This window comes from Novipirellula artificiosorum (assembly GCF_007860135.1).
In the GTDB taxonomy this organism is placed as follows: domain Bacteria; phylum Planctomycetota; class Planctomycetia; order Pirellulales; family Pirellulaceae; genus Novipirellula_A; species Novipirellula_A artificiosorum.
Map to the genome: position 1 here is coordinate 25,101 of NZ_SJPV01000006.1, position 26,605 is coordinate 51,705.

General features: G+C 54.8%; 15 protein-coding genes and 1 pseudogene. 8 read left to right on the forward strand and 8 right to left on the reverse strand.

Annotated elements, in window-relative coordinates; genetic code table 11:
- Positions 1 to 61: 61 nt before the first annotated feature.
- Entirely contained in the window at positions 62 to 241 is a 180-nt protein-coding gene (locus tag Poly41_RS17060) for a DUF6800 family protein (RefSeq protein WP_146527947.1), read from the forward strand.
- Between the two features lie 4 nt (positions 242 to 245).
- The gene (locus Poly41_RS17065) at positions 246 to 599 is read left to right on the forward strand and encodes a YkgJ family cysteine cluster protein (RefSeq protein WP_231615725.1); all 354 of its coding nucleotides are present in this window, start codon (positions 246 to 248) and stop codon (positions 597 to 599) included.
- Here the strand turns inward: Poly41_RS17065 and Poly41_RS17070 are convergent.
- On the reverse strand, positions 563 to 4,657 hold the full coding sequence (locus Poly41_RS17070; protein WP_146527949.1) for a carbohydrate-binding domain-containing protein: 4,095 nt from the start codon (positions 4,655 to 4,657) through the stop codon (positions 563 to 565). The genes Poly41_RS17065 and Poly41_RS17070 overlap by 37 nt on opposite strands.
- 504 nt (positions 4,658 to 5,161) lie before the next feature.
- On the opposite strand from Poly41_RS17070, the pseudogene Poly41_RS35940 reads away from it, so the two are divergent.
- A pseudogene (locus Poly41_RS35940) lies at positions 5,162 to 5,359 on the forward strand (ISAzo13-like element transposase-related protein); the annotation flags it as partial.
- Between the two features lie 51 nt (positions 5,360 to 5,410).
- On the opposite strand, the gene Poly41_RS17085 reads toward Poly41_RS35940, so the two are convergent.
- The 5 genes from Poly41_RS17085 to Poly41_RS17105 all read right to left on the reverse strand — a co-directional run bounded on the left by Poly41_RS17085 (position 5,411) and on the right by Poly41_RS17105 (position 12,879).
- Positions 5,411 to 5,896 (reverse strand): hypothetical protein, encoded by a 486-nt coding sequence (locus tag Poly41_RS17085; protein WP_146527950.1) that lies wholly within the window; start codon positions 5,894 to 5,896, stop codon positions 5,411 to 5,413.
- A gap of 108 nt (positions 5,897 to 6,004) precedes the next feature.
- Positions 6,005 to 7,255, reverse strand: coding sequence for an NAD(P)/FAD-dependent oxidoreductase (locus tag Poly41_RS17090; RefSeq protein ID WP_146527951.1), 1,251 nt, complete (start codon positions 7,253 to 7,255; stop codon positions 6,005 to 6,007).
- A complete protein-coding gene (locus Poly41_RS17095; RefSeq protein ID WP_146527952.1) occupies positions 7,252 to 8,286 on the reverse strand; it encodes a proline racemase family protein in 1,035 nt (344 codons plus the stop codon). The genes Poly41_RS17090 and Poly41_RS17095 overlap by 4 nt, the downstream gene beginning before the upstream one ends.
- Before the next feature lie 131 nt (positions 8,287 to 8,417).
- Entirely contained in the window at positions 8,418 to 11,555 is a 3,138-nt protein-coding gene (locus Poly41_RS17100; RefSeq protein ID WP_146527953.1) for an efflux RND transporter permease subunit, read from the reverse strand.
- A 25-nt stretch (positions 11,556 to 11,580) separates the two neighbouring features.
- Entirely contained in the window at positions 11,581 to 12,879 is a 1,299-nt protein-coding gene (locus Poly41_RS17105) for an efflux RND transporter periplasmic adaptor subunit (RefSeq protein WP_146527954.1), read from the reverse strand.
- A 299-nt stretch (positions 12,880 to 13,178) separates the two neighbouring features.
- Between Poly41_RS17105 and Poly41_RS17110 the strand changes: the two genes are divergently transcribed.
- On the forward strand, positions 13,179 to 14,783 hold the full coding sequence (locus Poly41_RS17110) for a TolC family protein (protein WP_146527955.1): 1,605 nt from the start codon (positions 13,179 to 13,181) through the stop codon (positions 14,781 to 14,783).
- A gap of 21 nt (positions 14,784 to 14,804) precedes the next feature.
- Here Poly41_RS17110 and Poly41_RS17115 read toward each other — a convergent pair whose 3' ends face one another.
- Together Poly41_RS17115 and Poly41_RS17120 are read right to left on the reverse strand one after the other, a co-directional pair.
- Positions 14,805 to 16,391, reverse strand: coding sequence for an MBL fold metallo-hydrolase (locus Poly41_RS17115; protein WP_146527956.1), 1,587 nt, complete (start codon positions 16,389 to 16,391; stop codon positions 14,805 to 14,807).
- A 332-nt stretch (positions 16,392 to 16,723) separates the two neighbouring features.
- A complete protein-coding gene (locus tag Poly41_RS17120; RefSeq protein ID WP_146527957.1) occupies positions 16,724 to 18,964 on the reverse strand; it encodes a putative bifunctional diguanylate cyclase/phosphodiesterase in 2,241 nt (746 codons plus the stop codon).
- 319 nt (positions 18,965 to 19,283) lie between these two features.
- On the opposite strand from Poly41_RS17120, the gene Poly41_RS17125 reads away from it, so the two are divergent.
- Genes Poly41_RS17125 through Poly41_RS17140 form a run of 4 tightly spaced genes read left to right on the forward strand, consistent with a single transcriptional unit; the run spans position 19,284 to position 26,566 of the window.
- Complete coding sequence (locus tag Poly41_RS17125) at positions 19,284 to 20,843, forward strand: TolC family protein (RefSeq protein WP_146527958.1); 1,560 nt, start codon at positions 19,284 to 19,286, stop codon at positions 20,841 to 20,843.
- 39 nt (positions 20,844 to 20,882) lie between these two features.
- Positions 20,883 to 21,809, forward strand: a complete 927-nt coding sequence (locus Poly41_RS17130; protein WP_146527959.1) for a phosphate/phosphite/phosphonate ABC transporter substrate-binding protein — start codon at positions 20,883 to 20,885, stop codon at positions 21,807 to 21,809.
- A gap of 18 nt (positions 21,810 to 21,827) precedes the next feature.
- Positions 21,828 to 23,948, forward strand: coding sequence for a sensor histidine kinase (locus Poly41_RS17135; protein WP_146527960.1), 2,121 nt, complete (start codon positions 21,828 to 21,830; stop codon positions 23,946 to 23,948).
- Positions 23,945 to 26,566, forward strand: coding sequence for a response regulator (locus tag Poly41_RS17140; protein ID WP_146527961.1), 2,622 nt, complete (start codon positions 23,945 to 23,947; stop codon positions 26,564 to 26,566). Before Poly41_RS17135 ends, Poly41_RS17140 begins: the two co-directional genes overlap by 4 nt.
- Positions 26,567 to 26,605 lie beyond the last annotated feature (39 nt).

A 26,605-nucleotide genomic window follows, 5' to 3' on the forward strand; every position in this document is an offset into this window, starting at 1 on the left:
TATTTCCCCTGAGAACCCTCTTTGAGACGTGTTCTCCTTTCCCCAAAGTGAGCTTCCTACGATGGCAGGCATCGAACGTGTTCGTGAAATCCGACGGCTTCGTAAACGACGAAAAAAGACCCGTAACCTCCTCGACCGTGCGAAAAAGGGGACGATGGAGAATAGTGAAGTCATTCGCAAGCTACGCAAGTTGACCCCGGGATCCGAAGTGATCATCGAGCGAGAAGGATTGAAGGGCTAGGCGTTTGAAACGGTCGCTTCCGGTCGCCGATTGCAGCGGGTGCGGGGCCTGCTGCATGCATATGGGCTACCCCGCCTACCTTCAAGCGACGGAGCAGCGTCCAGCGGAAGAGCACTGGGTGAGCATGCCAGCCGAGTTGAAGTCGCAGTTGATCGAGTACATGGCATCCTACACCGTGCCGGAGGACCAGATCGATGGCCCCTGCATTTGGTTGGATCTGGAAACGCGACGCTGCAGGCATCACGAGCATCGACCACGGGTCTGTCGTGATTTCCAGGTGGATGGCAAAGGCTGTCGCGAGTGGCGAAAGCACTCCGCCCGTTATCTATCGGCTGCGACCTCCGACGTGTTGTTGTAGAGGACCAATTTGTCGAGTCGTAGGTTGCGGTCGCCGCTCGGTGAGCTGTAGTCGTTGACGAACTTTAAGGCCAAGTCATGTTTGCCGGAGGGCAACTCGACTTGAAGCGGGTAAGATCGCCAACCTTCGGTGGTGAGTTGAACCTCGCCGATCTTGGATCCATCCAGATGGATTTCCACAAGCGGGCCGATTCCTTCGGAAGCGTCTCCTGCGGCGACCAAATCTCCGCGGTACACTCCCGCACGGGCCACTTCGATGCCCGTGGCAATGTATCCGTTTGACCCCATGTAGGCGGTGCTACCATCGGCCGAATACCACGAGATGCCCTCTCCAGGCGTCATCTGTTCGCATTCCAGTGTGATTGCCGATCGTGGGGTGAAGTCGCCACCGAGTGCGGTCAATAAGGAACATACGTGACGCGATGCCTTGCGACCGTTGTCCGTTTCGGTATCCCAACGGATGCGGTCAAACACGATACGTCCCTCGCCGATATCTTGCGTCACCACCGCAGCCGGCGCGGTCAAGAAAATCGTGTCGTCTGCCCGTTGATCACGCGCAACCAACACCTTGTCGATCACCAGATTCCGATCTTCGTCGGGGGGGGCAGCGCCATCGTTGACGAAGGACACGACCACGGGATGCCGTCCCTTTTCAACATGGCCGACGATTCCATAATCCTTCCAATCCTCGCTGTCGAGTTGGACGCTACCGAAGGGCTTCCCGTCGATTGAGATTTCCGCGATCGGATAGACACCCTCGCAGACGGTTCCTTGAGCTCGGATCCCCACGGCATATTTGCCTGACTCGGGGAACTCGAGCTCACCGCTGGCTGAACCGACGGTGGCAAACATGATTCCCGACTCGACCGAATGCACAAATTGGCCCACAGTCTTCCAGGATTCAATTTCGTGAGCTGTCGCTTTCGCTGTGTCAAACGACGATCCGAACACGCCATCGACCATGTCGCGCGATGGCGGTTGACGTGTCCAGCTCTCACCGGGTTGCTTGATGGTCCAATACAGATCCTCTCGCGTAAAGACTTCCGAAAGCGGGTGGTCGCTTTCGGCCTGTGAGACGGCTCCTGCAAAGGGTTGCATCACCAACTCGATCCCACTGGCTTGGCGGACCAAGCCCATCGTCTGGGCGTTGGGTCGATGCACCAACAGGTTGCCACCGCGTTGGACAAACTCGCCGATCTGTCGCGCGAGCGGTTGGTTGTTCGGCAACTCACCATGCAGAATCAGCAAAGAATAGCCACCCAAATCGATGCCGTCGGTGTTCGTGGGAGCCACAAAACGGAGTCCGAGGTTGGAGAGCGATTCGCGGTAATCCGCATCGCTGCCTAGGACCAGGGTCTTCCGCTCCGTTGGCTTGTAGTGATCGAGATACCGAAGCAGGTTGCCAAGGATTTCGCCTGCGGCCGGTTCGCTGCGTGCTTTTTCGATCAGTTTCAATTGGCAGTGCACGATCGACCCTCGTCCGAGTGGGCGATCCAACAGCGGTGCGTGAGCGATTCCGGTGTCGGAACCCGAAACCACGACCGAAATCGCTGATCCGGTGGAGGGTCGAGGCAATTCGTGATCGGCCACCAAATGGTCACCACGCCAAAACTTCAGATCATCCGCCTCGACGCCGTCCAGTGCCGGGTGGCTCGGACGTTGCGGAAACGTCATCGTCGAAGTCTGGGGGGTGGGTTCTAAATCAAACAGGCCCTCGGGGTAAACATCTTGACGCAGCACCAGGACCCTCCCTCCTCGTCCCACAAAATCCATCAATGCACCTCGCTTTGGATTGACGCGACCGACGACCGGGGCCGTTTTTTCGGCCTGATCGAGCGACCCGGCGCCGATCACCAAGACATCGACCTCGGGTGCGATGGATTGAATGGAATGGATGTCAACCACCTCGATCTTCGATTCACTTAGCAGCTTCGCCGTATCACCCTTGGGGTCATAGAGTCCCAGCGTCGATTGCGTTTGAGGCAGTCGCAGTTTTGGAAAGACAGCATAGTCATGAGTCTCGTCAAAGACCCTTGTTCCACTGTGCGAGAGAGTGACCTGCCAAGCCAAGGGTGTCCGAGAATCCACCTCTGGCATTGGAAGTTTGACCGTTAGCATCTGCTTCTCGCCCGCCTCGACGGTAACCGTCTTGCGATCGGAAGCCAGCGTTTTCTCACCTTGCTTGAGCGTCCACTCAAAACCAAGCGACTGCGCATCCATGGATTCGTTGAAAATCTCTACGCGGCGATTCACTTTCTCGTTGCTGTAAAACCGTTTGTCGTAGTCCAGGCAGTACGCGGCGAGCGGTTGGTATGCAGTTTGATGAGCTCGATAGAGCGGGTTGCTCTCATCAAGTTGGTTCTCACCCACGGTCCACGGGCACATCCCCCCTGCTTCCTGATGCCGGAAGGCTAAGACTTGCATCTTCCATGCTTCCGCTTTCCCCAATTTCTCGTACTGGTCCAAATCGCGGTAAGCTTCGTCCCCGAAAAAAACCGTGTGAGGGGCTGGCGTTCCCGACGGCACCCACAAGAATTCGCCGATGTACAAGGGTTTGTCTTTCTTCCAAACATACGGTTCGGTCAAAAAACCCGACCATGTGTGCGGGCTGAACGGCTTGTCAAGCCAATACGCTTCGTTGGGCCAGCACGTGTACTTTGGGTACTCGTGGACGTAATGCATCCCGATCGCATCCGCGACACCCTCGGGATCTCCATCGGATTCGAAATAGATCGGACGCGTCGGATCCCATTGCTTGGCCATCCGTCCGACTTTCGCCAAACCAGCAACGGCCAGTTTGGTCTTGTCGGCGCTCGAATAGGCTTCGTTGTCCATGCTCCACATGATCACGGAGGGACGATTCTTTTCTCGCTCGATCATCGCGTGAATCGAGTCAGCGTAGTTTTTCCAATAGCGGGGGTCGTCATAGCAGATGCAGTAGGGGTCGTGCCACATCGGCCCTTCGATGATCATCAGCAGTCCGAGTTCATCGGCCACGTCATAGTGAACGCGTCGCCAAGGTTGTGTGTGCGTTCGAAAAACGACGATGCCCGCTTGCTGAAGTGCCTGCCATTTTTCGCGGACTTGTTCGGCTGTCATCGGTTCGGTCGGAGGCCACCAAGAGGTGCCGAGCAAATTGATCTTTGAACCATTGAGAATGTAGCGGTGCTCTTCGATCCAAAATTCACGGAAACCGAATCGCGTCCGCAATGCATCACCTGTCGAGAGTTCAGTTCGCAAGTGATAGAGGTGCGGATCTTCCGGTGACCAATAGCGAGCGTCGGTCCATGGCTGCGTCAACGTGATGGAACGTGTTTGACCGGCGGGGATCGTCAGTTTCTCCGTGCCAAGCCGCAGCACCTCGTGTTGCCCTTCTTCAACGATGGCGTTTATCTGCACCTCGACGGCGTCCGTTGACTCATTTGCCAGTTCGTACTCGACCACCAATTCCTGGTTTCGAACCGACGGTTTGATGAAAACGTTTTTGATGTAGACGGCGTCTTGAGCGGTTAGCGTCACATCGCCCCAAATCCCATAGTGATCGTAATAGCCTCCGATCGGAGCGATGACTTTATCGGTCACATAGCGTCGAGGCCGCTGCCATGACGGAAGCTCACTGAAATCGAATCTGCCTTCGGAGAAGACGCCCGTCCAATCATGAAGTCCGACCGCGATCTCGTTAGGTTGGTCAAAGCGAATCGCATCGGTCACATCCAGATCAAAAGCGTCATAGCCGTTGAAGACGCCACCCACATGCTGACCATTGATCCATACACGGCTGTTGTACTTCACGCCGTCAAAATGGATCTTAATCCGTTTGCCTTGCATCGAAGCCGGCATCGTGAAGGTGCGGCGAAACCAAGCGCGTTCGTAGTTGTAACCACGGAGCGTTCCTGGGACGATGGTTGGCTGCCAGACCCCAGTTTGTGGCGGCGTGTCGAGTTCCTTGACCTTCTGGTAACTCCAGTTGCCGTCGAGCGTCATTTCGATCCGTTCCGTTGCCAGACCGGACGCGAGCATCGACAGTAGAATCGACAGAGTGATTGATAGCCGGAGCATTGGCCAGTTCCATGGTGGGTTTGGGGCAGGAAGACAGCGTTAACCTAGCCTATTCTGGCCACACTTGCCCTGCTATGGGCGGCAAAAACAATAACTTCCGCATTTGACTAACCTATAAAAGCAAGGGAGTTTGTTTGAATCGCGGTGGTTTTGCTGCCGTCTTTGATGTGGAATGATTCAAACGAACTCCCTTGCTTTTGTAGGTTATGCGGCCTGATGCTACGACCGCAAACCCTGTTTGTCGTGGTCTTTTTTGGCATCGAAACGAATTGGTATGCGGGATACAATGACAGCCACATCAATTCGATCCCTTCTCTTTTTTCGCGTGAGGCCAAGGATGGCAGTTGGTTTTTCTGAAAAGTACGATCCTGAGATTGAACCGTCGCTCTGCAAGTTCTACCACACCTTGTCGGAGAAAGATCGACGACGCTACGCAGCGATTGAGGCGAGATAACTAGGGCATGGTGGCATCAAGTATCTTGCCGACCTCTTTGGCTGTCATCGATCTACGATTGCAAACGGACTCGCGGAACTCGATACGATGGACTCTTCCGAAACGGATGGACGAATTCGTCGAAAGGGCTTTGCGATGCAGGTGGCAGCAACAATTGTCGTCACCACATTTTCAAGCAAGATTTGCAAGAGCTTGTCGACGAGATTGGCATTGAGATACGAGTCGCTCACTATCCGACATACTGTTCCAAATTCAATCAATCAAGTAAGTCAAATGCGGAAGTTATTGTTTTTGCCGCCCTATGCAACGTAGCGATAGGCCGTCGATTTGGGGTACCCGTCGTAGAAACGGCGAATCCAATGTCGTCCCGACCAGTTTTCGAGATGACGTTGCCAACCGAGTCGCTCGAGCAATCGATCGCTGATGGATTGGTTGGTCACATGAGCGACGATGGCGGACGTGCCACGTATCCGCGCGACTTCGTTCAACAATTCCACCGCTCCAAGGAACGACTTGTATCCGGATCGATAGCCGCTGCGGATATAGTCGAGCGTCAAAAAACCGGACATTCCCATCGGCTGGTGATAGTCGAGCCAGCAAACGTCGTCGTCCATGCGGCCATACTTGGCTTGCCACCAAACCTGGGCGACCGAGACATTTCCGGCAGAGAGTCGATGCTGAATTTCGACGAACCGTCCTCCACACATGACGATCCGCGCGCACCGCCAGCGACGAAGTTGGTCTGCGCCGGTGGTCAGGTTTGTAACGGTTCCGAGGCGAAACATGAGCCCTTTCTCAGCGTGGGAAAGCGATGGATGCGAACGGACATGCAAACCTAGCACATCTTTTTGGCAACCTTTTTGCGCAAACACGACGATTCGCAAACTCTTGATTCAGAATCGATTGGCGGCGTAGGGTGCTGCGGGCAAATGCGTCGGCTCACCGGCAATCATTTCGCCAATCATCCGGCCGGTCGCTGGCGCCATGCTGAGACCGAGCATGTTGTGGCCCGCCGCAAGGTAGACATTCGAAAAGCTGGGGCAACGATCAATGATCGGGGTGCTGTCGTACGTCATCGGTCGCCACCCGCACCACGTTTCGCTGAACTCCGCCGGAAAATCACTCTTTAAGTACTGCTTCGCAACGCTTGTCAGCAATGCGACTCGCTTCGGGTTGATCGTTGAATCGTACCCAATGAACTCCATCATTGATCCAAGTCGCAGTTCGGATTGCCAAGGCGTCACCGCGACTTTGTGCTGGGGGAAGATCATGGGAGTGTTTGGGCACACCTCAGGCCGAGGCATGGTGATCGAGTACCCCTTGCCCGGTTGGATCGGGATCGCAAGACGCAGCATCTTCTCAAGTTGAGGCGTCCAAGCGCCGGTTGCAATCACGAAGTGGTCGGCAGCAAGCTGCTGGGTCGACAGCGAGACATGATCGACCCATCCCCCCGAATCATGCATCGCCGTCAGTGTTTGTTGTTCGAGAAACTCGACCCCTCGCTCACGCAGCGAATCACGCCAAGACGCGACCAGCCGATCGGGACGCAGGTGTGCATCCCGCTCGAAATACCACGCCCCCGCAACGTTGTCTCGAAGCGCCGGTTCGAACTCCAGTAGTTCTTTTGCCGACATTTTTCGAGCGGGTTCCTGAAAGTCACGTCGCAACAATTCGTCGGTAGAGGTGTAGGCGTCCCATGCATCTCGATCTTGGTAAACAAACAACAAACCCTGTTGCGTCCATTCGCACTTTAGTTGGTGTTTGTCGATCAACTCGTGGTAGAGTTGCATTGCCGAGGTTAGCAGCGGATGGATCGCTTGTGCGGATTCGATGCAGTTCGTTTGGTTGCAGCGCCGAGCAAAATCGAGAAGCCATTTCCATCGTTGCGTGTTCAAGCCAGGCCGGATGCGCAGCGGAGCATTCGGTTTCAGCATCGCCTTGAACGTTTTTAGTAGCGCGCCCGGTTCCGCCAGCGGCAACGCGTGACTCGGGCTGATGTAGCCACAATTGCCGTGCGAACAGCCGCCACCCACTCGGTTTTTGTCAACGACGGTGACGCGATAACCGCGAACATTCAGGTAGTGGGCGCAGGCGATGCCTACCACGCCTCCACCGACGATCGCGACGTGACCGGTTGCCTTCAAACTGGGATTCCGTAACAGAAGGGATCCTCGGGGTCGAGGATCAATTGGGTTTCAGACGTTACCGATGCGGTGCCGGTAATACTGGGAAGGATCACTCCGCCCGATGCTGCAACGTAGTCCGACAGCGAATCATCATGGGCAATCCCCAGGTTACCGAGCGATTTCAACTCGGACTCCGTCGGCAACCGATAGCGAGTTTCAAAGTGGGTTCCAATGATACTTTCTTGTCGCCACTTCTTGCCCGGTTCGAGTTTGCCGCTCGCCGCCAAACAGGCCGTTCGGGCACAGGTTCCCGTCCCGCATGGTGATCGGTCCCATTGACCACCAGGACAGAGAACAAAGTTGCGCCCATCGACCGGAGAGGTTTCACAATAGAGTTCGACGTGATCGATGGTTTGGCCAGCGTGCCCTGTGATGCCTTGGTCTTCGAGGGCTTGCCGGATCGCACGCGTGAGCAAGAGAAGGTCGTCGAGATGCTGGGGCCGGATTTCATCGGGTTCGCGGCGGACCAAAAAGAACCAATTGCCCCCCCAAGCGATATCACCAACGACTTGCCCGTGTCCAGGAACATCCACCGCCACCTCGGTTCGATACCGATAGCTAGGGATGTTCTCAAAGGTGACGCGGTTCATGTCCTCGTCGAGGTCGAAACCGATGACCCCAACCGGAGTTTCCAAGCGATGTTTTCCAGGTTCGATGCGGCCCAGATGAGCCAACGTCACGGCAACGCCGATCGCGCCGTGGCCACACATGCCAAGGAAACCGACGTTATTGAAAAAGATCACGCCAGCGACACAATCGGGGGCGGAGGGTTTGCAGAGTAGGGCACCGACCATCACGTCGCTGCCGCGGGGTTCATTGACAATCGCACTGCGGTAGTGGTCAAACTCGTTCTCAAACCGTTGCCGCCGCTGCAGCAGCGTCCCTTTTCCGAGGTCCGGTCCGCCGGAAACAACCAATCGTGTCGGCTCCCCTGCGGTATGAGAATCAAAAACAGAAATGCGTTCAACGCGTTGGACAGTGTCTTTCATGTCAATCGAAAAAAGGAAACACCTAGGGCGAATCGTCAATGCCGGTAAAACGAAGCTTACTGAGGTTGCGAATGCGTGTAAATAGTCCTGCCGCGGGCATCCCATTGAAGAGCCCGCGAGCGAATCCAATTCTATCGTGCAGCAATGGGCACCCGCTTTTCGCGATGAACCAGGCTGTAGACGCAGGGAATCAAGATCAAGGTGAGTAGCGTTGATACGGCCATCCCGCCGATGAGTGCCCGAGCGAGCGGAATCATCGCCTCGTTCCCTGGACTCAAATAGATCGCTAAGGGCAGCATCGATGCGATCAAGGTCAGCGAGGTCATCAGGATCGGACGCAACCTGACCTGGGCGGCGCTGAGGGCCGCATCGATCGCGTTGAGACCCTCGGCCCGACGCCGGTTCGCGAATTCAACCAAGAGAATGGCGTTGTTCACTACGACGCCAATCATCATCAACGTCCCCATCAAGGACTGGATGTTCATCGTCGTGTCCGTCAAATACAGAATCAACAACACGCCGCCGAGCCCCAGCGGCACCGACAAGATGATGATCAAGGGATCGAGGAAAGATCGGAACTGAGCCATCAGCACCAGGTAGACCAAGACGGCTGCGACCATCAATCCTGCTCCGAGCATTTGCATGCCATCGTGCATGGTCACGGTCGGCCCGCGGAGCGATACGGACACGCCCGAAGGCAATTCCAGGGCATCAATCGCCGTTTGTACGTCTCGGGCAACCGACCCCATGTCACGTCCGACCACATTGACGTGGACGTCGTTCACGCGGCCAATGTTGTAATGACTGATCTCGGCCGGAATCGTCACGCGTTTGACCGTGGCCACATTCGAAAGCGGAATCGTGACCGGACCCTTTGGGGTCGTTAATGACAAGGGGATATTGCGTACCTCGTCGAGTGACCTCAGTTGATTATTTGCATATTGGACGCCCATGAAGAAGTCGGTACCCGACGCCGGATCAATCCAAATCGTTGGAGCGTAACCGACGCTCGATCCCATCGCGGTCAGGATCGTTTGGGCGATTTCCTGCTGGTCGAGCCCCAGGTACTTTGCTCGCGTCCGGTCGACCTGGATATCAAGTTGCGGGTAGTCCAGTGATTGAGCAATTTGAACATCGGCGGTCCCGGGAATCAGCGCTACCGCTGCAACAACCTGTTCGGCGACCTCACGACATTGCTCGACCGTTCCTGCTCCAATTTGAACGCTGATCGGTGTCGGAACTCCCTCGTTCAACGCCATGTTGACGATGCCACCGGAGACAAACAGAAACTGCTCTAACGGGTAGGATTTCGCGAACGTTTCTCGTAGTTCCGCGACATACTCCGAAGTGCCTTTGTCACGGTTTTCTTGTTTGAGATTGACAATGATGTAAGCCGTATCGGGGCCTGAGTTCGAACTGAGCACCGTTGAGAATCCAGCGCCTTTGCCCACGGGCATCCCAATGTTCGAGATGATCGTCTCAATCTTCTCTGCGGGAATGATCTCCTTGATCGACTCCTCGACGCGCGCTACCAACTCTTCCGTTTTCTCAAGTTTCGTTCCCGGCACGGTTTTGAGTCGAATTTCGAATGACCCAGAGTCGACGGAAGGAAATAGCTCAGTGCCAACCTTTGGCCACAGTAAGAAAGATGCCCCGACAGCGACCAGAATCACCAGCGTCACCAATCCCGGTGCTTTCAACAACCGACGAAGCAGTCGTCCATAGGCGTTTGGCGTTGCGACGCGCGACGAAGTGTGCGGTTCCGAATGCTGATGCTTTTCACGAACAAACGTCGCACAAAAAGCGGGGACGACCGTGATCGCCAAAATATACGAGGCTCCAATGGTCATCGTTGCCGCCAACGACAGCGGTTCGAATAGGTATTTGATCATTCCGGTCAAAAAGACCGCCGGCAGGAACACGGCAAGCGTCGTAATCGTTCCGGCAAAAATGGCGCCCGATACTTCCGCGGTCCCATCCATGGCCGCGTCCGCCGGGCTTTTGCCCATCCGTTGATGTCGGATCACGTTCTCGACGACCACAATTCCGGCGTCGACCACCGTGCCGATCGCCAAGGCAATGCCGCCAAGCGTCATCACGTTGATCGTGTTGCCGGTGAAGGCAAAGCCAAGAGCACCGATTAAAATCGAGAGCAGAATGATCGAGACAATGACCAGCGTCGGCAGAAAACGTCTCAAGAAAATGATCACCACCATGGCCACCAACAAGGTACCCAAAAGCAACTGGAAATAGAGATTTGAAATCGCTTTTCGAATGTAGCCCGACTGATCGGAAACCAAAGTCACCTCGGTGGCCTCTGGAATGTCGCCACGTTCTTTCATCTTCGGGATCTCGGCATCCATCGCAGCGTAGATCCGGTCGACGGTCGCAATCGTGTTCTCGCCAGGTTCGCGGAGCAGGGGACAATACACGCTACGGTTGCCGTTAACGCGGACAATGTTGTACTGAATCGCAGCATCGTCCACGGTCTGCCCCACATCACGTACAAAGATCGGCTTGCCATCGCGAACGGTGATCGGGATGGCATCAATTTCAGCCGGAGTGGGCAACGTATTGATGGGATGAAGAAGGAAATCCGAATCGCCGATCACGGCGGTCCCTGCGGAAAGCACCAAATTGGACTTGCGAACCGCTTCAACGACATCGGACGCGCTGATCGAATAGGCCTGCAATTTGACCGGATCGACGTAGATCATCATCTGCCGAAACTTACCTCCAAAGGGGTGAGGAATTTGCACCCCCCTCAATCCGCCCATTTTATTGCGGACCGCGTAGTATCCAATCTTGTAGAGCTCCGTTTCACTTAAACCTTCCCCGCCGATCGCGGCGAGCACCACCGGAAGATTTGCTGGCTCGCTGCGGAGGGTGAATGGCCATTCGATTCCAGGCGGCAAGTGAAACATATCACTGGCTTCCAAGTTGACGATGTCATTCATCGCCGAGCTCGGGTCGGCACCCGGTTGGAAAAAAATCTTGATCACGGCTGCACCCGGCAGCGTGCGAGATTCTTGATGCTCGATATGTCCAGCCAGCGTTAACGCACGTTCGACTCGCGAAGTGACCGACTTTTCCATCTCGCCGGTCGGCAAGCCTGGGTACGAAAAGAAGCTGACGACGACAGGCTTCTTGAAATCAGGCAAGATGTCGACCGTGATTCCGGGGATCACGGCAGCACCCAGCAAACACAATGCGATCGCTGCCGCTAAGACAGCGTAGCGATTGGCAAGAGAAAAACGGATCAGACTCATAAGGTTGGGTTCTTTCGTGCCGTTTTCAGTTGATCACGACGACCTGTTGGCCATCGACAAAGCGTTGCAAATGAGCGTCAATGACTTGGTCGTTGATATCGAGGCCCTCCATCACTTCAATGGTCGAACCATCGTCATCGCCAATTTTGACGTCCGCACGAGAAACGATTCCGTCGGCATCGATCCGATAAACGTAGGGTTGCCCATCAGCCGAGAATCGAAGGGAACTGGCCGGAAGCGTTTTCGCGTTCGCATGGACCGAAAGCTCGATGGTCGCTTGACCAAACATCCCGGGGATCAGTTTTCCATCGGCATTTTCCCACTCGGCTTCGACCAACATCGTCCGTGTGGCTTCGTCGATTCGTCCGGAGGTGCGAGTGACCGTCGCAGAAATCGTCTCGTTGGGAAAGGCAGGGAACGAACACACCAACGCGTCGCCACGGTCCACCCCTGCGGCTTCACGTTCGGGGACAAACGTATGGATCCGAACGCGACTGACTTGATTAACAAGGAACAGCGCGTTTTGGGATTGTGCGGACGCTCCGACCAAGTCACCCAGATTGGCAAGTCGTTGACTGACAACGCCGTCGAAGGGTGCCTTCAACACGGCGTAATCAATCATCACGCGAAGCTCTTGAAGCTCGGCCTCGGCGACGCGAGTTTCCGCCTTGGCTGCATTCAAATCCGCTTCGGCCTGAGCCAATTTTGCTTTGGCGACCTGCACGTCCGCTTGAGCGGCTACCACGGACGAATCCGCAGCCGATCGGGCTGCTTTCTGTGAATCCAACCTCATGCGTGCTTCGTCAAGCAGACGAGCTTGGATCGATTGACGGTTTACGAGGTCATCGGTTCGGTCATGTTCGGCTTGCGCAGCTGCTACGGAGGCTTCCACGGCCACCTGCTTGCTCTTGGCCTCACGGATCCGAGCCTCGGCTGCATCGACGTTCGCTTGGGCTAATTCGATACCTGCCATCGCTTGCGTTTGCTTGGCCTGACGCTGATCGATTTCGGCTTGCATGACCTCGGCACGCCGTTCCAACTCGGGTACGGCAACCTCGGCCAATCGATCGCCTTCGGCAACCTTGTCACCGATGTCAACGGCAATCGATTTGAGGTAGCCTGAGACTCGTGGATGTATTTCCACCGAAAAGTAGGGCATCACCGTTGCAGGTTGAACGGTCGTTTGTATCGTTTCGGCCGTTTGCACGGAAACGACGCGGACCGGCACGGGGGCTTGGCCCAACGCGGGGAAAGGAATGCACGCGGACAGCAGCCCAAAGACCACGCGATTCGCGCGAGAGGAAGAGGATAGGAACAATTGCATCGAAACAACTCGGCGTGTAGCAGAGTAACAGGACAGACATCAGGTTTTCGCTGTCTGAGTATAGCTGGACGAAATGGGTTGTCCGTCAAATTATCCGATTATTCGTTCTCGGCAAGCCAGTCCCAGCGCCCGCACAACCGTTACGACGCAAAGAATGAGTGCAGGATGGATAGCGTGCGTCCGATCGAGGATGTTTGGGAGGACTTGGCGCGACTCGCCTTGTTTTTCCCATTGATCCTTGCCGATGAGTCCTCCGGTTGGTAACTGTCTCGCCTTTCGGAACGCCTCTGAGGAATCCCATGCAAAGAACGATAACGCGGAATGCTGGCGTCTTGACGTTCGTAATGATCCTCAGCGGCTGCGCGGGCCAAACCTTCCGGCAGACCCCGATCGTGAAAGCGGTGTCGCTCCCGACCGTCAGCGGAACCTCGAAGATCGCCGAAGCGGATGCCTTGGTTGATGCGGATGCGATTGCGGAAGCGGTTGCCATTTCGGAAGCCGATCCGATCGGTCTGTCTGCGACCGACCCCACATCGGCCATGACGGTCCAAACGGTTCGCTTTGTCGAGCCCGTGGTTGGCGATGAGGTTTCGTATGATGAGACCAGCGACGGAATCCCGATGGATTTCCAGACCGCTTTGGCGATGATTGGCGGCGACCATCCGACGGTTGCAGCGGCTCGCTATCGGGTCCAGGCAGCCTATGCGGAACTCCAACAAGCAGAGGTGCTTTGGTTGCCATCGATTCAGATCGGTGGCAGTTTGCATCGGCACGATGGAACGCTTCAAGCGAGCAATGGATCGATCACGGATGTCAATCGCAATTCCTTGCAGGCCGGTCTCGGTGCCGGAGCGGTTGGAGCTGGGTCAACGCCGCAGCCCGGCATCGTGGCACAATTTCACTTCGCCGATGCGATCTTTCAGCCGCGAATAGCACAACGAACCGTTTGGGCTCGCCAGCACGGACGAACGGCGGTCTACAACGCACAACTGCGCGACGCTGCCGTGGCATACAACCGCTTGCTTGCCGCGAAACAACGGTTCGCTGTTTTGATGGAATCGGAGCAACGGCTTGCGGAGTTGACGAAACTCACCACCGACTTTGCAGAAAGCGGCGAGGGGCTGCGAGCGGATGTCGATCGAACGGAAACGGAACAACGGTTGGTTGAAGGTCGACTTGAACAAGCCAAAGAACAAATCTCTGTCGCATCCTTTCGTCTTGCCGAGGCACTGAGTCTGCAATTCGGGATGACGATAGAACCAACCGACCCGATGATGGTGCCAATCGAACTCCGCTCAACGATCGCGGACCCCGCATCGAATCCGGACTCGTTGATTGCGATCGGGCTATCCAATCGACCCGAACTCAAAGAAGCCAATTGTTTGGTCGCCGAAGCGATCGAGCGGTATCAGCGAGAGAAGTCGGCTCCGATGGTACCGAGTGTTATTCTTGGACTTAGCCAAACCGGTTTCGGTGGTGGGCTCGGCGATCATCTTGGTAGTTTCCATGATCGAACCGACTTGGATGTGTTGGCGGTGTGGCAAATCCGCAATCTTGGATTCGGCGACCGTGCGGCGGCGTGTCGAGCGGCCGCCATCTCGCAACAAGTTCGGGCGGAACAGATCCGTCAAATGGATCGGGTGGCCAGAGAAGTTGCCGAAGCCAACGCACAGATTGGATTCCGAGACGCGCGGATCACGATAGCTCAAAAAGCGATTGGTGCGGCCGAGAACTCAAAACAACGAAACCTCGATCGCATTCGAGACGGTCAAGGGATCCCGCTTGAAGCGCTGCAGTCGTTGCAAGCACTGGAAGCGGCTCAGATGGAATACATTCAGGCAGTCACCGAGCACAACGAAGCCCAATTTCAATTGCAATGGGCACTCGGTTGGCCCATCACTTAAAACGGGGAATGCGGGCGCAAGCTACTTCCTCAACGTCTCGGCCAAACGCTGCATCAGCGCTTGCTTTTGACGATTGTCGTCAATGCTCCCCAATCGGCCGTTCAGGTCCAGCATGAACTGGGCGTAAACGTTATGCCAATCGCGATGGGTTAGCGACTCGTCCAGTCGGGGTTCGGTGACGCCGGCCAGCACCGGTTGCGTTCCCGCAATCAGTTCGAAGCTCTCGTCGAAGTGCGGCATCAGAATTTTATCTCGCTCGAGGCCTCGCTTGTCGAGTTCTTCTCGCATCACGGCTCTTGCATCGTCTTCACCGTGGTTCAAGAACAATGCGGTGTTGACGGGGCCGCGCTCAAGCACCCAATCGATCAACTCGGCTTGATCGGCATGAGCCGAGTAGTTGCCGAGCCGGCGGATCGCCGCTTCGACCTTGTACTCTTTTCCATAAATCCGGACCCGCTTTGCACCGCTGGTGATGATTTGCCCGAGGGTCCCCGGGGCTTGATAGCCGACAAACAGAATCGTCGAATTACGTCGCCAAATGTTGTTTTTCAAATGGTGTTTGATCCGGCCCGCCGTGCACATCCCGCTCGCAGAAATGATAATGGCCCCTTGCGAGACATGGTTGATCGCTTTGCTCTCTTCGACGCTTTCGACAATATGAAACCGCCGATGTCGAAAGAGTTTTGACTCCTCAATCTCAACATCTTCCAACGCAGCGGCATGTTTGATGAACACCTCCGTGACTTTCCCGGCCAGGGGCGAATCCAAGTAGACGTCACATTCAGGAATTTGACCGGTCGACAACAACGTTCCGATATCGTGCAACAGTTCCTGACTTCGCTCGACGGCAAAAGAAGGGATCACGACATTGCCACCCCGTTTCAAAGCAACGGTGAGTTCCTCCCTCAACATCTCTCGGCGTTTTTCGAGCGTGTAGTCCTCACGGTTGCGGTCCCCGTACGTGCTTTCGCAGACCACGTAGTCAAACCCGGCCGGCGCGTCGGGTTCAGGATGGAACGCTTTTTCATCCGGTCCCAAGTCGCCAGAAAACAGCATGCGAATCACTTCCTCGGAGTCGGCATCCTGTAAGTTGATTTCGGCAGATGCGCTGCCGAGAAGGTGGCCGGCGTTCCATAGCCGACATCGCACACCCGGCTCTGGTGTAAACCATTGTGCGTACTCCACCCTTTCAAGTTGCTGCAGCGTCTGTTCGGCGTCGACCATCGAGTAGATCGGTTCGATCAGCGGTTCTCCCTTCTGCGCAAGTTTTCGGTTGAGACGCTCGGTGTTCGTTTCTTGGATGTAGGCAGAATCCTTTAGCATGAATTCCAGTAAATCGCAGGTCGCTTCGGTAGCGAAAATCTTACCGGTAAAACCTGCCTTCACCAATTTTGGCAGCAACCCGCTGTGGTCAATGTGGGCATGAGTCAAAACGAGGAAGTCGACGTTGGATGCGTCGAATGGGAATGGCTTGTAGTTCAGACTCTGAGTCGTTTTGGTACCCTGGAAGAGCCCACAATCGACCAAAAAACAGGTGTCGCCGCTTTCCACACGGGAACAAGAACCGGTCACTGTGCCCGCGGCACCACAAAAAGTCAAAGTCGCCATAGTGCAGAACTGCTCGGAAATTCGATGGAAGAACAAATGAAGGTACGCTCTTTGTACCACATTCCCAAAAGCAATTGGGGGATCCGATCGGGAACACGATCGCATTCCCGGAACAGACGGGCCATCGTCGGTTGCCGGGCCAGTAGTGTTACTCGCGAAAAGGGTCCGTCTTCCGTCGGCGGGAACGGTTCGCTTGCGGACGGATCTCCTCCCTCACTCTGTTTGAAAAGATCTGGCTATCGAAACCCGTTGTTGGCTGGGTCGCTAGATGAGTGTTGGCTGGGTCGCCGGACGAGAACGTTCGGCTGGATGCCATGCGGCTCGCCTTCGCGTTACGCGAAGGTCCAAGCAGGGAAGCGGCGAGTCGAATTGCAACGGAAGGGCCCGCAACTGCACGGTTGCCGTTGCGGGTTGGGATTGCATTGTTGACAAAGCAACTGCGAAATTTCATCGCAATCAAGCGGTTTTGAAAACAGGTAGCCCTGACCAAAGTTGCAGCCCATCGATTGCAATTGGCTCCGCTGCGCTTCCGTTTCAATCCCTTCGGCAATCACATCAAGGTTGATGCTATCTGCCAACGCCAAAATCGTTCGAACAATGGCCGTGTTTTCTACCGAATGGAGCATTTTTCCAATGAAGGAACGATCAATTTTGAGAACATCCAAAGGCAACTTGTGCAACAGCGCTAACGAAGAGTAGCCTGTTCCAAAGTCATCGATTTCGACTCGAATGCCGCTTTCGCGAAGCTCGCATAACAGTTCCACTCCCACATGCAAATTCTCCATGATGGCGCTCTCCGTGATTTCAATTCGCAAGCAATCGGCTGGCAAACAGGACTCGTGAAGCGCTGCTCGAATTTCATCGGCGAGCCCCTTTTGGGACAACTGTTTTGCAGACAAGTTGAAATTGATCGAGAGGTCGTCCACGAACCGCGATGACGCTTTCCACTCTGCCATTTGCCGACACGCGATCCCCAACAACCTCGATCCAATTGCTCCGATCAGGCCCGTGTCTTCAGCAATCGGGATAAACTGGTTCGGCGAAACGTCGCCGAGTCGCGGATGTTCCCACCTTGCCAACGCCTCGAAACCCAACAGCGTGCCCGAAGACAAATTGACAATCGGCTGATAACGCAGGTACAGCTCATCGCGTTCGAGAGACCGACGCAGCTCACTTTCGAGTTCGAGCCGAGCTCGCGCCGCGTCGTGCATGGCCGGATTGAAAACTTCAAAATGTGATTTGCCGTTTTGTTTGGCCTCGTACATCGCCGTATCGGCTTCTCCCAACAACTCGTCAGCGGTCACGTGTCGGTCGCTGACAAAGCTGATGCCAATACTCGCACTGGTAAACACCTCATGACCGTCGGAGAGCGTAAAGGGGGTCGAGATTGCTTCGGCAACACGTTGGGCGACACGTTCGGTCTCACGCTGAGACTTTACCTTTTCAAGTAAGATTGCAAACTCATCCCCGCCAATTCTGGCGACGATCGACTCGCATTCCCGAACACAGGACTCCAATCGTTTGGCCACACGGATGAGCAATTGATCGCCTGCTCCATGGCCGAGACTATCATTGACCAGTTTGAAATTGTCCAAGTCAAAATACAGAACCGCGTACTTTTCCTCGTCTAGACGGCCGACTCGATCAATCGTCCCCTGCAAACGATCTCGAAACAGCAAACGATTGGGAAGTCCCGTCAGCGAGTCGGCTACTTTTCCTTCCGTGATATCCGTCAAGGAACCAGCAATCCGTGTCGCCTCCCCACGATCGTTACGTACCGCGAGTCCTCGACACAGCATCCAGCGGTAGGTTCCGTCGCTGTGCAGCATTCGCAGCTCCGCTTCGAAATGCGGGATCTTCCCGGCGAGATGCAAATCAAAGGCTCTCTGGACGCGCGGCATATCTTCGGGATGACTCCGGCTGAGCCAAGCCCGCGTCGAATCCAGCGAATCGGATTCGTCCATTCCAAGCATCTGCTTGCCGCGTGGAGAAAAATAGACCTCGCTGGTCATCAGGTCCCAGTCCCAAAGCCCATCGTTGGCCCCTTGCGATGCGAGCGCATACCGCTGCTCACTCTCGATCAGAGCAGACTGCAAGTCCCTCAACTTCATTTGGGTCTCAAGTCTCGCGATGGTGACATCGGGATCAATCGGCTTCGTAATGAAGTCATTGGCGCCAGCATTGAGCGCTCGAACAACCTGTGACCCATCGCCGTCGGCAGTGACCATGATGACGGGCAGCACCACTTCGCTTCGCTTTTCTCTGATCTGACGCAGCGTTTCGGACCCGTCAAGCACGGGCATGACGATGTCCAGCAAGACCAAATCGATCGGAAGCTTCTCAATGTATTGGAGCGCCTCCTCCCCGTCCGACGCAAGAATCGTCTGATAGCCTTTCTGAGTCAAAAGATGGGAGAGGATTTGCTGATTGATTCGTTCATCGTCGACAATCAGCACGACTCGAGAATTCCGATCGGAATTTCTTTTGGTGCCAGCACGACCGAAAACACGAACAACGTCAGGCGACGTCGGTTCGATTGTAACGGTTGCAGTCGTGGCAGCTAGAAGTGACATTCGTTCGTGGTCGGATATCAATGCGATCGTAAATTACATACGTCCCTCTACATGATTTTAGGGTAGGCCACGAATTGATGTAGAGCAAACAACTACATCCGGCTACTTATTGCCCACATCTCCCGAAGTCGACAGGCGTTCCAATCACAGCCGGAATGATCGGTGCAAGCGATTGATTTTCCCGTCGTGTCGCGATCGGATGATCAACAACCGACTTCTAAATGGTATCGCAGGGTGCTTGAAGACGCCCCCCATTCCTCTTGCGGCAACCTAAGTCGTTTTTATTGTTACAACTCGACCTTCTGTCCTGACTAAACCTGTGACCGCATTCAAATTCATCCGCTTGAGTTCCATGATCTTGTTGGCCACCCTAGCAAGCGGAATCGGCTGCGCCACCCCTCGTAAGCAACAGCGGACGATCGTTGCTTCGCAGTTCGATGAACCGAAGAAGACGCCGAAGCCGTTGACGGCGTCCATCGCGTTCAACCGCAGCGCCGAAGTTGAGGTTTCGGCCACACCGGTCTCGTACAATGAACGGCCGATCGTCGCCCCCGTCGAGGCAAACACAACGGTCGTCTCTGAGTACTTCGTTCGAAAATGGAGTGAATGGCAATGTGTTGAGTCGGCCATCACAAACCACCGCCGAAACGATGTTGCCCACCACCGCATCCATGTATCGATGGCGCAACTGCGACAAGCGGAATCAACCTTTTGGCCTCAATTGACCGGGAACTTCTCGGTTACCAGGATTCGGCAGGGCATCGATACAAAGGTCCCCGCTTCCGCATTCGGAGTCCCTTCACCCAATCTGATCAGCATTCCCCTCACCGGGGAACAAGTGGAGACGGCGACGTTGGACGCGACCCTTCCACTGTATGTTGGCGGAGCTCGCAAGGCGGGTATCTCCATCGCGGATGCAGGTCTAAGGATTGCAAAACAGGAAGCGAGGTTAACGAATAACGATGTCGTTCGTGTCGCACGTCGAGCCTATTTCGGCACGATTCTGACCCGACAAATGCTCGAACTTGGGCTGGAAACCGAGACGCGATTGCGGGTCACCCAAGAGATGACGCAAGGTCTGTTGGACTCCGGTTCCGAAATGGTCAACCGGACGGACTTTCTTCGCGGCGAAGTGGTCATTGCGAGCGTCGAGGCCATGATTGCCGAAGCAAACGCAAAGGCTCAACTCGCGCGAACTGCGTTGGCGAACGCTGTTGGCGCAGACGCAAGGCAGGAAATTGATTCTGTTGAAGCGGTTCTTCCCTATCAGCCAATCAACATCGATCTTGAGGAGATGACCGCCGAGGCTTATGCATTCCGGCCGGATTGGAACCAGATGCAAGATGCCGTTCGAATTTCGGCCTCGCAAGTTGATCTCGCCAAGAGCGGTCTGTACCCAAAATTGCTCGCCTCTGGGGCGCTGATTCAAGCGTCGGACGATCTCGGGGGGGCCGGTGTCATCACTCCGAATGGCGACAATTGGCGGATCGGCCTATACGCACAAGTTCCGTTGTTCACTGGCTTCAAAACCATGAATGAAATCCGCCAAGCGAAGGCCCAGTATTGTGCTCGCCAATCCGAACGAATGCTGTTGCACGACGGCATCGGTGTCCAGGTCAAAAAAGCCTATATCGACTTGATTCAGGCGAGAGATCAGATCGCTGCAACTGACCGTGCCTGGCAGCGAGCCGTTGAAAACCGGCAGCTTCTCATTCGCGGCTACCAAATCGGCATGTCCGAGAGCAAAGACGTGATTGAAGCACAGATGACAGAAACGGCAATGAAACGAGAAAATCTGATGGCATTGTACGCATGGAACGTGTCGCTCATTGAATTGGACTACGCGACCGGACATTGCATCGAGCAACTACTGCCGTAGCAAGCGAAGCAACAAAGGGTCGAGGGTAAGGACGAAGCAATGCGACAAGAGCACTTCAAACAGAAAACGTGTACTCGTGACGCCACGGCGGTTCGCTCTTGCGCCGTTGCCAGCGGTTTCCTATGCTGCATGAGCCTGTTTCTTGCCGGCGTCCTTCACGCCGAGATTCGACCGATTCGCTATTCAGGCCCCGTATCGGCTTGGCCGGAGGTCAAACGGGCTGACCTGTTCACCGCGTTTCCAATTTATATGGAAGAGATCTCGCAAGACCTCGGTTTAGCGGTCGAAGCACTCGTTCCCGAAACTGCCGCACAGATTCCCCAGCAGCTGGAAGGTAACGAAATTGATGGGATCATGGTGCAGTTCACCGATTTGGTTCGGCTACAAAACGATTTAGAAATCGAACCGGCTGTTTGCGTGGTTCAAGGTGGTCAGAATAGCGAGCAGATCTACCTGATCACCGATCCATCCTCGAAAAGCGTCGCCGATTTGGAAGGATCAAAGCTGATTGTTCCCAGTAATCGAGAGTTCCCCCAGTACTTCCTGCAATCACTGATCGACGAAGCGTGTCAAACTCGTCCTGAGTCGTTTTTTGGAGAGATTGAGTCGGCCGAAAAACAAGTCAATGCAGTGATCAGCGTCATCCGGCGTAAGGCGGACGCCTGCCTCGTCACACGCACGACGTTTGAAACGATGCAAGCGATGAGCCCTCATCTGACAAATCGCCTGAATGTCGTTGCCAAGTCCCCTGAATACCCCCGCGCAACGCTCGCATTTCGAGGCGGGTTTGATCGCCAGATCAAGGAGCAAGTGATCCTGTTTCTGACGCATGGATTCAAGAAGAAGGCTCGAACGCGTCAAGTTTTGGTTCTGTTCAAGGTCGAGAGTTTTTGCGTCTACGATGCGGGGCTGTACCAAGAGGCCAGAGCAATCGTTGAAAAATTTGGAGTCAAACCAACGGACTAACCGTTCGGCACCAAAGCAATGTTATCCATCCACGCAAACCGACCTAACGACAAAGGGACTCCAAAGGTGCCTGCGCTGGCGCCGTTCAAGTTCAGCGTCTTCACGAAGCTGATGCTTCCAATGACGGTGATCGTCATTGGCTGTATCGGCTTCATGTTCTTCTTTCGAGTCAAAAGCCAGCAAGCGGCGTTGTATGCTGCCGTGGAGGCTCGCAGCACGACCCTAGCCAGTTCACTGTCCGACACGTACGCAAAGTCTCTGTACCGTGAAGACTACGACGTGGTCATCAACCATACGATGGAGGTGCTGGCGGCAAATCCCGACATCCAATTCATTGTCATCGAGGCCAATGGCGACACCCTCGTGTTCTCAAAGGATGGGTATGATTTTTTGCCCGAGGGTGAAGCCCCTCAAACGCTCGTAGGCAGGAGAAGCCATTCGACGGTGGGAGACCTTCATACGGATGGAGTGGATCTCGGTCGATTTGAAATCCATCTTAGCCTGCACGATTTTGACCGTGAAATCGCCAGCATGTACCGTCGCTCGATCTACGAAGTCGTTGCCTGCTTCGTTTTGGTCCTTTCGGTTTGTTGGTTCATCGCTCAGCGTTTGACGAAACCGATTCGCAACCTCGAGCAAGTGATGACTCGGATGACCGAGGGAGATCGCTCTGCCCGAGCGACCGTCGACAGCGATGATGAAATCGGAAGCATGGCGATCGCCTTCAACAAAATGCTCGACAAACTCCAGTTAACCGAAGCGTCTCTTCTCGACTCGAATCAGACGCTCGAAGAGCGAGTGCTGATGCGAACCGAGGAGTTGAGTCTGATCAATGCGAAGATGGCTCGTGAAATCGAACAACGCAAATTGATTGAATCCGAACTGCGGCAAAGTGAAGAGAGGTATGAACTTGCGGTCAATGGCGTCAACGAGGGCATCTGGGACTGGGACCTCGTCAAGTCAGCTACCGGATTGGTGAGCTATCGATCCGACCGCTTCAAGCAGTTGCTCGGCTATGAACCGGAGGACAAGCTTGGACACTTCTCCGAATACGTCCTTGCTGAGGATCTTCCCGATGTGAAGGATGCCGTCGCGAAGCACATTGCATCGCAGACGGCTAGGCTCGATATCGAATTTCGCGGGATTACCAAGTCAGGAGCGTGTCGCTGGTATCGCGTACGAGGCAATTGTATCCGAGACGACCAAGGAGTCCCGATTCGGATGGTGGGTTCCTTGACCGATATCGAGGTCGAGAAGGAATCACAAAAGGAACTGGCTCAGCTCCATCAGGAAATGGTCTGCATGTCTCGTCAGGCGGGAATGGCAGAGGTTGCGTCGGGAGTGCTCCACAACGTGGGTAACGTCTTAAACAGCGTCTGCGTCTCCGCTGCGGTGGTCACCGAACAACTCGAGTTGTCCCGTGCCTCTCAACTTGGAGAGATCGCGAGCATGCTTGAACAGCATGCCGATCATTTAGGTTCCTTCATCACCGAGGATGACCGTGGACGGAGAATCCCGAGGTACCTTGGAACACTTGCTAAAAATCTGATGGCGGAACGAGCGGTCACGATGGAGAACATCGATCGTGTGTGTGACAAAATCGAACACATCAAGGAAATCGTGTCTCGTCAGCAAGAGTTTGCTCGCATCGGTAGCGTTGAAGAGCAGCTTGATCTGCGAGACGTGCTCGACGACGCCATTAAAATGCATCAAACCAGCCTGGAGCATTGCGGAATCGCTCTGGTCCAAGAATACGAGACGTCCCCGAGCGTGTTTTCCGATAAGCACAAGCTAATGCAAGTCCTCGTCAATTTACTGGGAAACGCGAAGCAATCGCTCAACCAGAGCAACGCAGACGGAAAGAAAATTACCGTCCGCCTTGCGATGGTTTCGGAAGATCGAGTTTCCGTCGCCGTGATCGACAACGGCATCGGAATCGCCAAAGAGCACCAAGCCTCGATCTTCACACATGGATTCACAACCAAGCAGGATGGCCACGGCTTTGGCTTGCATAGCTGCGCCTTGGCGATGGAGCAACTCGGCGGCTCCATACGTTTCGCGAGTGACGGTGCTGGCCTGGGAGCCGCATTCATCCTCGAATTACCCCTGATTCACTCGATGGCAGAGAGCACATCATGATCCCTTCCGATCCGATCACCGACCCACTCCGAATCTTGCTGGTGGACGACAACCGATCGATCCATGAGGACTTTCGTAAGATTCTATTACCGCGAGAGTGCGGGCCCGTTTCCGAAGATGAAGAAGCCCTGTTCGGAAAGGCCGAACCCAGCGGACCTGCTGTTCGGTTTGAAGTGACCTCGGCCTATCAAGGTAAAGACGGATTCGAGTTGGTTCAGAAGTCGATCCAGCAAAAGCAACCTTACGCAATGGCTTTTGTCGACATCCGTATGCCGCCGGGATGGGATGGAGTCAAGACGCTCGAACACATCCAAACCGTGGACGAGGACATCCAATTTGTTATCTGTTCGGCGCATTCCGACTATTCATGGCGAGAGCTCGTTCGGAGGTTTGGTCACCACGATCGCCTGTTAATTCTAAAGAAGCCTTTTCACAATAGCGAAGCACTCCAAATGGCTTGGACGCTTACACGAAAGTGGGAACTCAGCCGCGCAGTGAAGCAACATCAAGCGTCCTTGGAAATGAAGGTCGAGGAAAAGACAGCCGAGTTACGGAATGCCTGTGCGGCGATTCAGCAACAAAAACGAGTCGTGCTGAGTCAAAACGCGAAGCTCGAGATACTCTTTCGAGACGCTCAGGAAGCACAACATGTGGCGGAATCTGCAAACCGTGCCAAAAGTGAGTTCCTGGCAAACATGAGTCATGAAGTTCGCACGCCAATGAACGGCATCATTGGGCTTTCCGGACTGCTGCTAAAGACTTCGCTGGACGACACCCAACGCAGGCATTTGGAGATGGTCCAATTCTCTGCGAATTCTCTGATGAGTGTCCTGAATGACATCCTCGACTTTTCTAAAATCGAGGCCGGAAAGCTTGAACTGGATCCAGTCATCTTCGATTTAAGAGAACTCGCCGGAGATGTCATGAAGTCGTTTGGTCTGCGTGCCCACCAAAAGGGGCTTGAACTGACCACGCGAATTCGGCCTGCGGTCCCCAAAATGCTCGTTGGGGACAGCGGAAGATTGCGTCAGGTCTTGGTCAACTTGATTGGCAACTCGCTCAAATTCACGCATCAGGGCGAGATTTCGCTTACCGTCGACGTTGAACAACGCCGGGCGGATGTCCTTTCGTTGCACTTCAAAGTCGAAGACACGGGAGACGGAATCGATCCCAAAAAACAACAAATCGTCTTCGATGCATTTACACAAGCCGACGGAACGATGACCCGGCGATATGGCGGAACCGGACTCGGGTTGGCGATCACCCGCCGAATTGTCGAAATCATGGGAGGACGTGTTTGGGTCGAGAGTGAACTCGGCAAAGGAAGTGCCTTCCAGTTTGTCGTGCAATTGACCGTCGCTCCGGTTGAGGCAAGCGAGAGCCTTCAATCCGCCAAATGTTTTGCATCGCTCGACGGTTTGCGTGTCTTGATCGTAGATGACAATGCGACGAACCGACTCGTCCTTGAAGAAATGACACTCGCTTGGCAGATGACCCCGAGCGTCGCAAGCGGAGGGCAGGAAGCGATTGAAGCACTTGTTGCAGCGAACGAACAAGGCCAACCCTTCTCACTTGTTCTCCTCGACGCCCACATGCCCGAAATCGACGGGTTCCAAGTGGCCAAACGAATTCGCAACGAGCTGGGGATGCGCGACTTGGCGTTGATGGTGTTGAGTTCCGATGACACCTGTGGTGCCGTGGAACATTTCAAAGAGATTGGGCTTGCAGCTTTTTTTGTGAAGCCGATCAAGCAATCCGAACTGCTGGATTCCTTAGTCGCCTTGACTCAGACTGCAGCGACCGATCGAGAGCCAGCAAACTCTTGGAACCGTGAATGCTCTGACATCAGCAGGCTTCAGCAGCCACGGATCCCACCACTAAGAATCTTGCTTGCCGAAGACAATTTCGTCAATCAACAGCTAATGATTCGACTGCTGGAGCAGGATCAACATCGAGTGACGACAGCAAATAACGGCCGGGAAGCGTATGAACTATCGAAGGCCCAGATCTTTGACGTCGTCCTGATGGATATTCAAATGCCAGAGATGGATGGTGTCGAGGCGACCCTAGCCATCCGAAAAGACGAGAAGCATGGGGGCAGGCGATTGCCAATTGTCGCACTGACAGCACATGCGATGAAAGGTGACCGTGAGAAATACCTGGCAGAAGGAATGGACGCCTACCTCTCCAAACCTATCCATGTGGATGCCTTGTATTCCGTGTTGGCAGAAATCGGTGACCAGATGTCTCCATCCAAGAGCGTTCCAACGGGTCAACGCATGGAAGAATTGGTTGATCTGGAAGGCTTGATGAAACGAGTGGGTCATGACAAAGAGTTCTTAGCCGTGATGTCCGATGTCTTTAGACAAGATTGCCCAAAGCATCTTCGCGAAATGCGTTCGGCACTTGCCGACAACGACAACGTTCGGTTCGAAAAAGCCGCCCACACCCTGAAAGGGAGTGCAGGAAATCTTGGCGGACTTCAAGTACGCAGCGCGGCGGCCAACCTCGAAGTCTTGGCGCGTCAGGGAGAATTGCCAGCAGCAGATGCCAAGATTTCCGAACTGGAATCAAGCATTGACGACCTAATCGAAGCCTTAAGCGTCTTGAGCCGGTGATCGCCTGCGACTCTCGATCGCAGGACCAGGGAACCAACT

What these genes read in the sequence shown, in the direction of transcription:
- Poly41_RS17105 (WP_146527954.1), bottom strand. Translation starts at nt 12,879, where the DNA reads ATGCAATTGTTCCTATCCTCTTCCTCTCGCGCGAATCGCGTGGTCTTT.
- Poly41_RS17115 (WP_146527956.1), bottom strand. Translation starts at nt 16,391, where the DNA reads ATGGCGACTTTGACTTTTTGTGGTGCCGCGGGCACAGTGACCGGTTCT.
- Poly41_RS17060 (WP_146527947.1), top strand. Translation starts at nt 62, where the DNA reads ATGGCAGGCATCGAACGTGTTCGTGAAATCCGACGGCTTCGTAAACGA.
- Poly41_RS17120 (WP_146527957.1), bottom strand. Translation starts at nt 18,964, where the DNA reads ATGTCACTTCTAGCTGCCACGACTGCAACCGTTACAATCGAACCGACG.
- Poly41_RS17110 (WP_146527955.1), top strand. Translation starts at nt 13,179, where the DNA reads ATGCAAAGAACGATAACGCGGAATGCTGGCGTCTTGACGTTCGTAATG.
- Poly41_RS17070 (WP_146527949.1), bottom strand. Translation starts at nt 4,657, where the DNA reads ATGCTCCGGCTATCAATCACTCTGTCGATTCTACTGTCGATGCTCGCG.
- Poly41_RS17100 (WP_146527953.1), bottom strand. Translation starts at nt 11,555, where the DNA reads ATGAGTCTGATCCGTTTTTCTCTTGCCAATCGCTACGCTGTCTTAGCG.
- Poly41_RS17135 (WP_146527960.1), top strand. Translation starts at nt 21,828, where the DNA reads ATGTTATCCATCCACGCAAACCGACCTAACGACAAAGGGACTCCAAAG.
- Poly41_RS17085 (WP_146527950.1), bottom strand. Translation starts at nt 5,896, where the DNA reads ATGTTTCGCCTCGGAACCGTTACAAACCTGACCACCGGCGCAGACCAA.
- Poly41_RS17130 (WP_146527959.1), top strand. Translation starts at nt 20,883, where the DNA reads ATGCGACAAGAGCACTTCAAACAGAAAACGTGTACTCGTGACGCCACG.
- Poly41_RS17095 (WP_146527952.1), bottom strand. Translation starts at nt 8,286, where the DNA reads ATGAAAGACACTGTCCAACGCGTTGAACGCATTTCTGTTTTTGATTCT.
- Poly41_RS17140 (WP_146527961.1), top strand. Translation starts at nt 23,945, where the DNA reads ATGATCCCTTCCGATCCGATCACCGACCCACTCCGAATCTTGCTGGTG.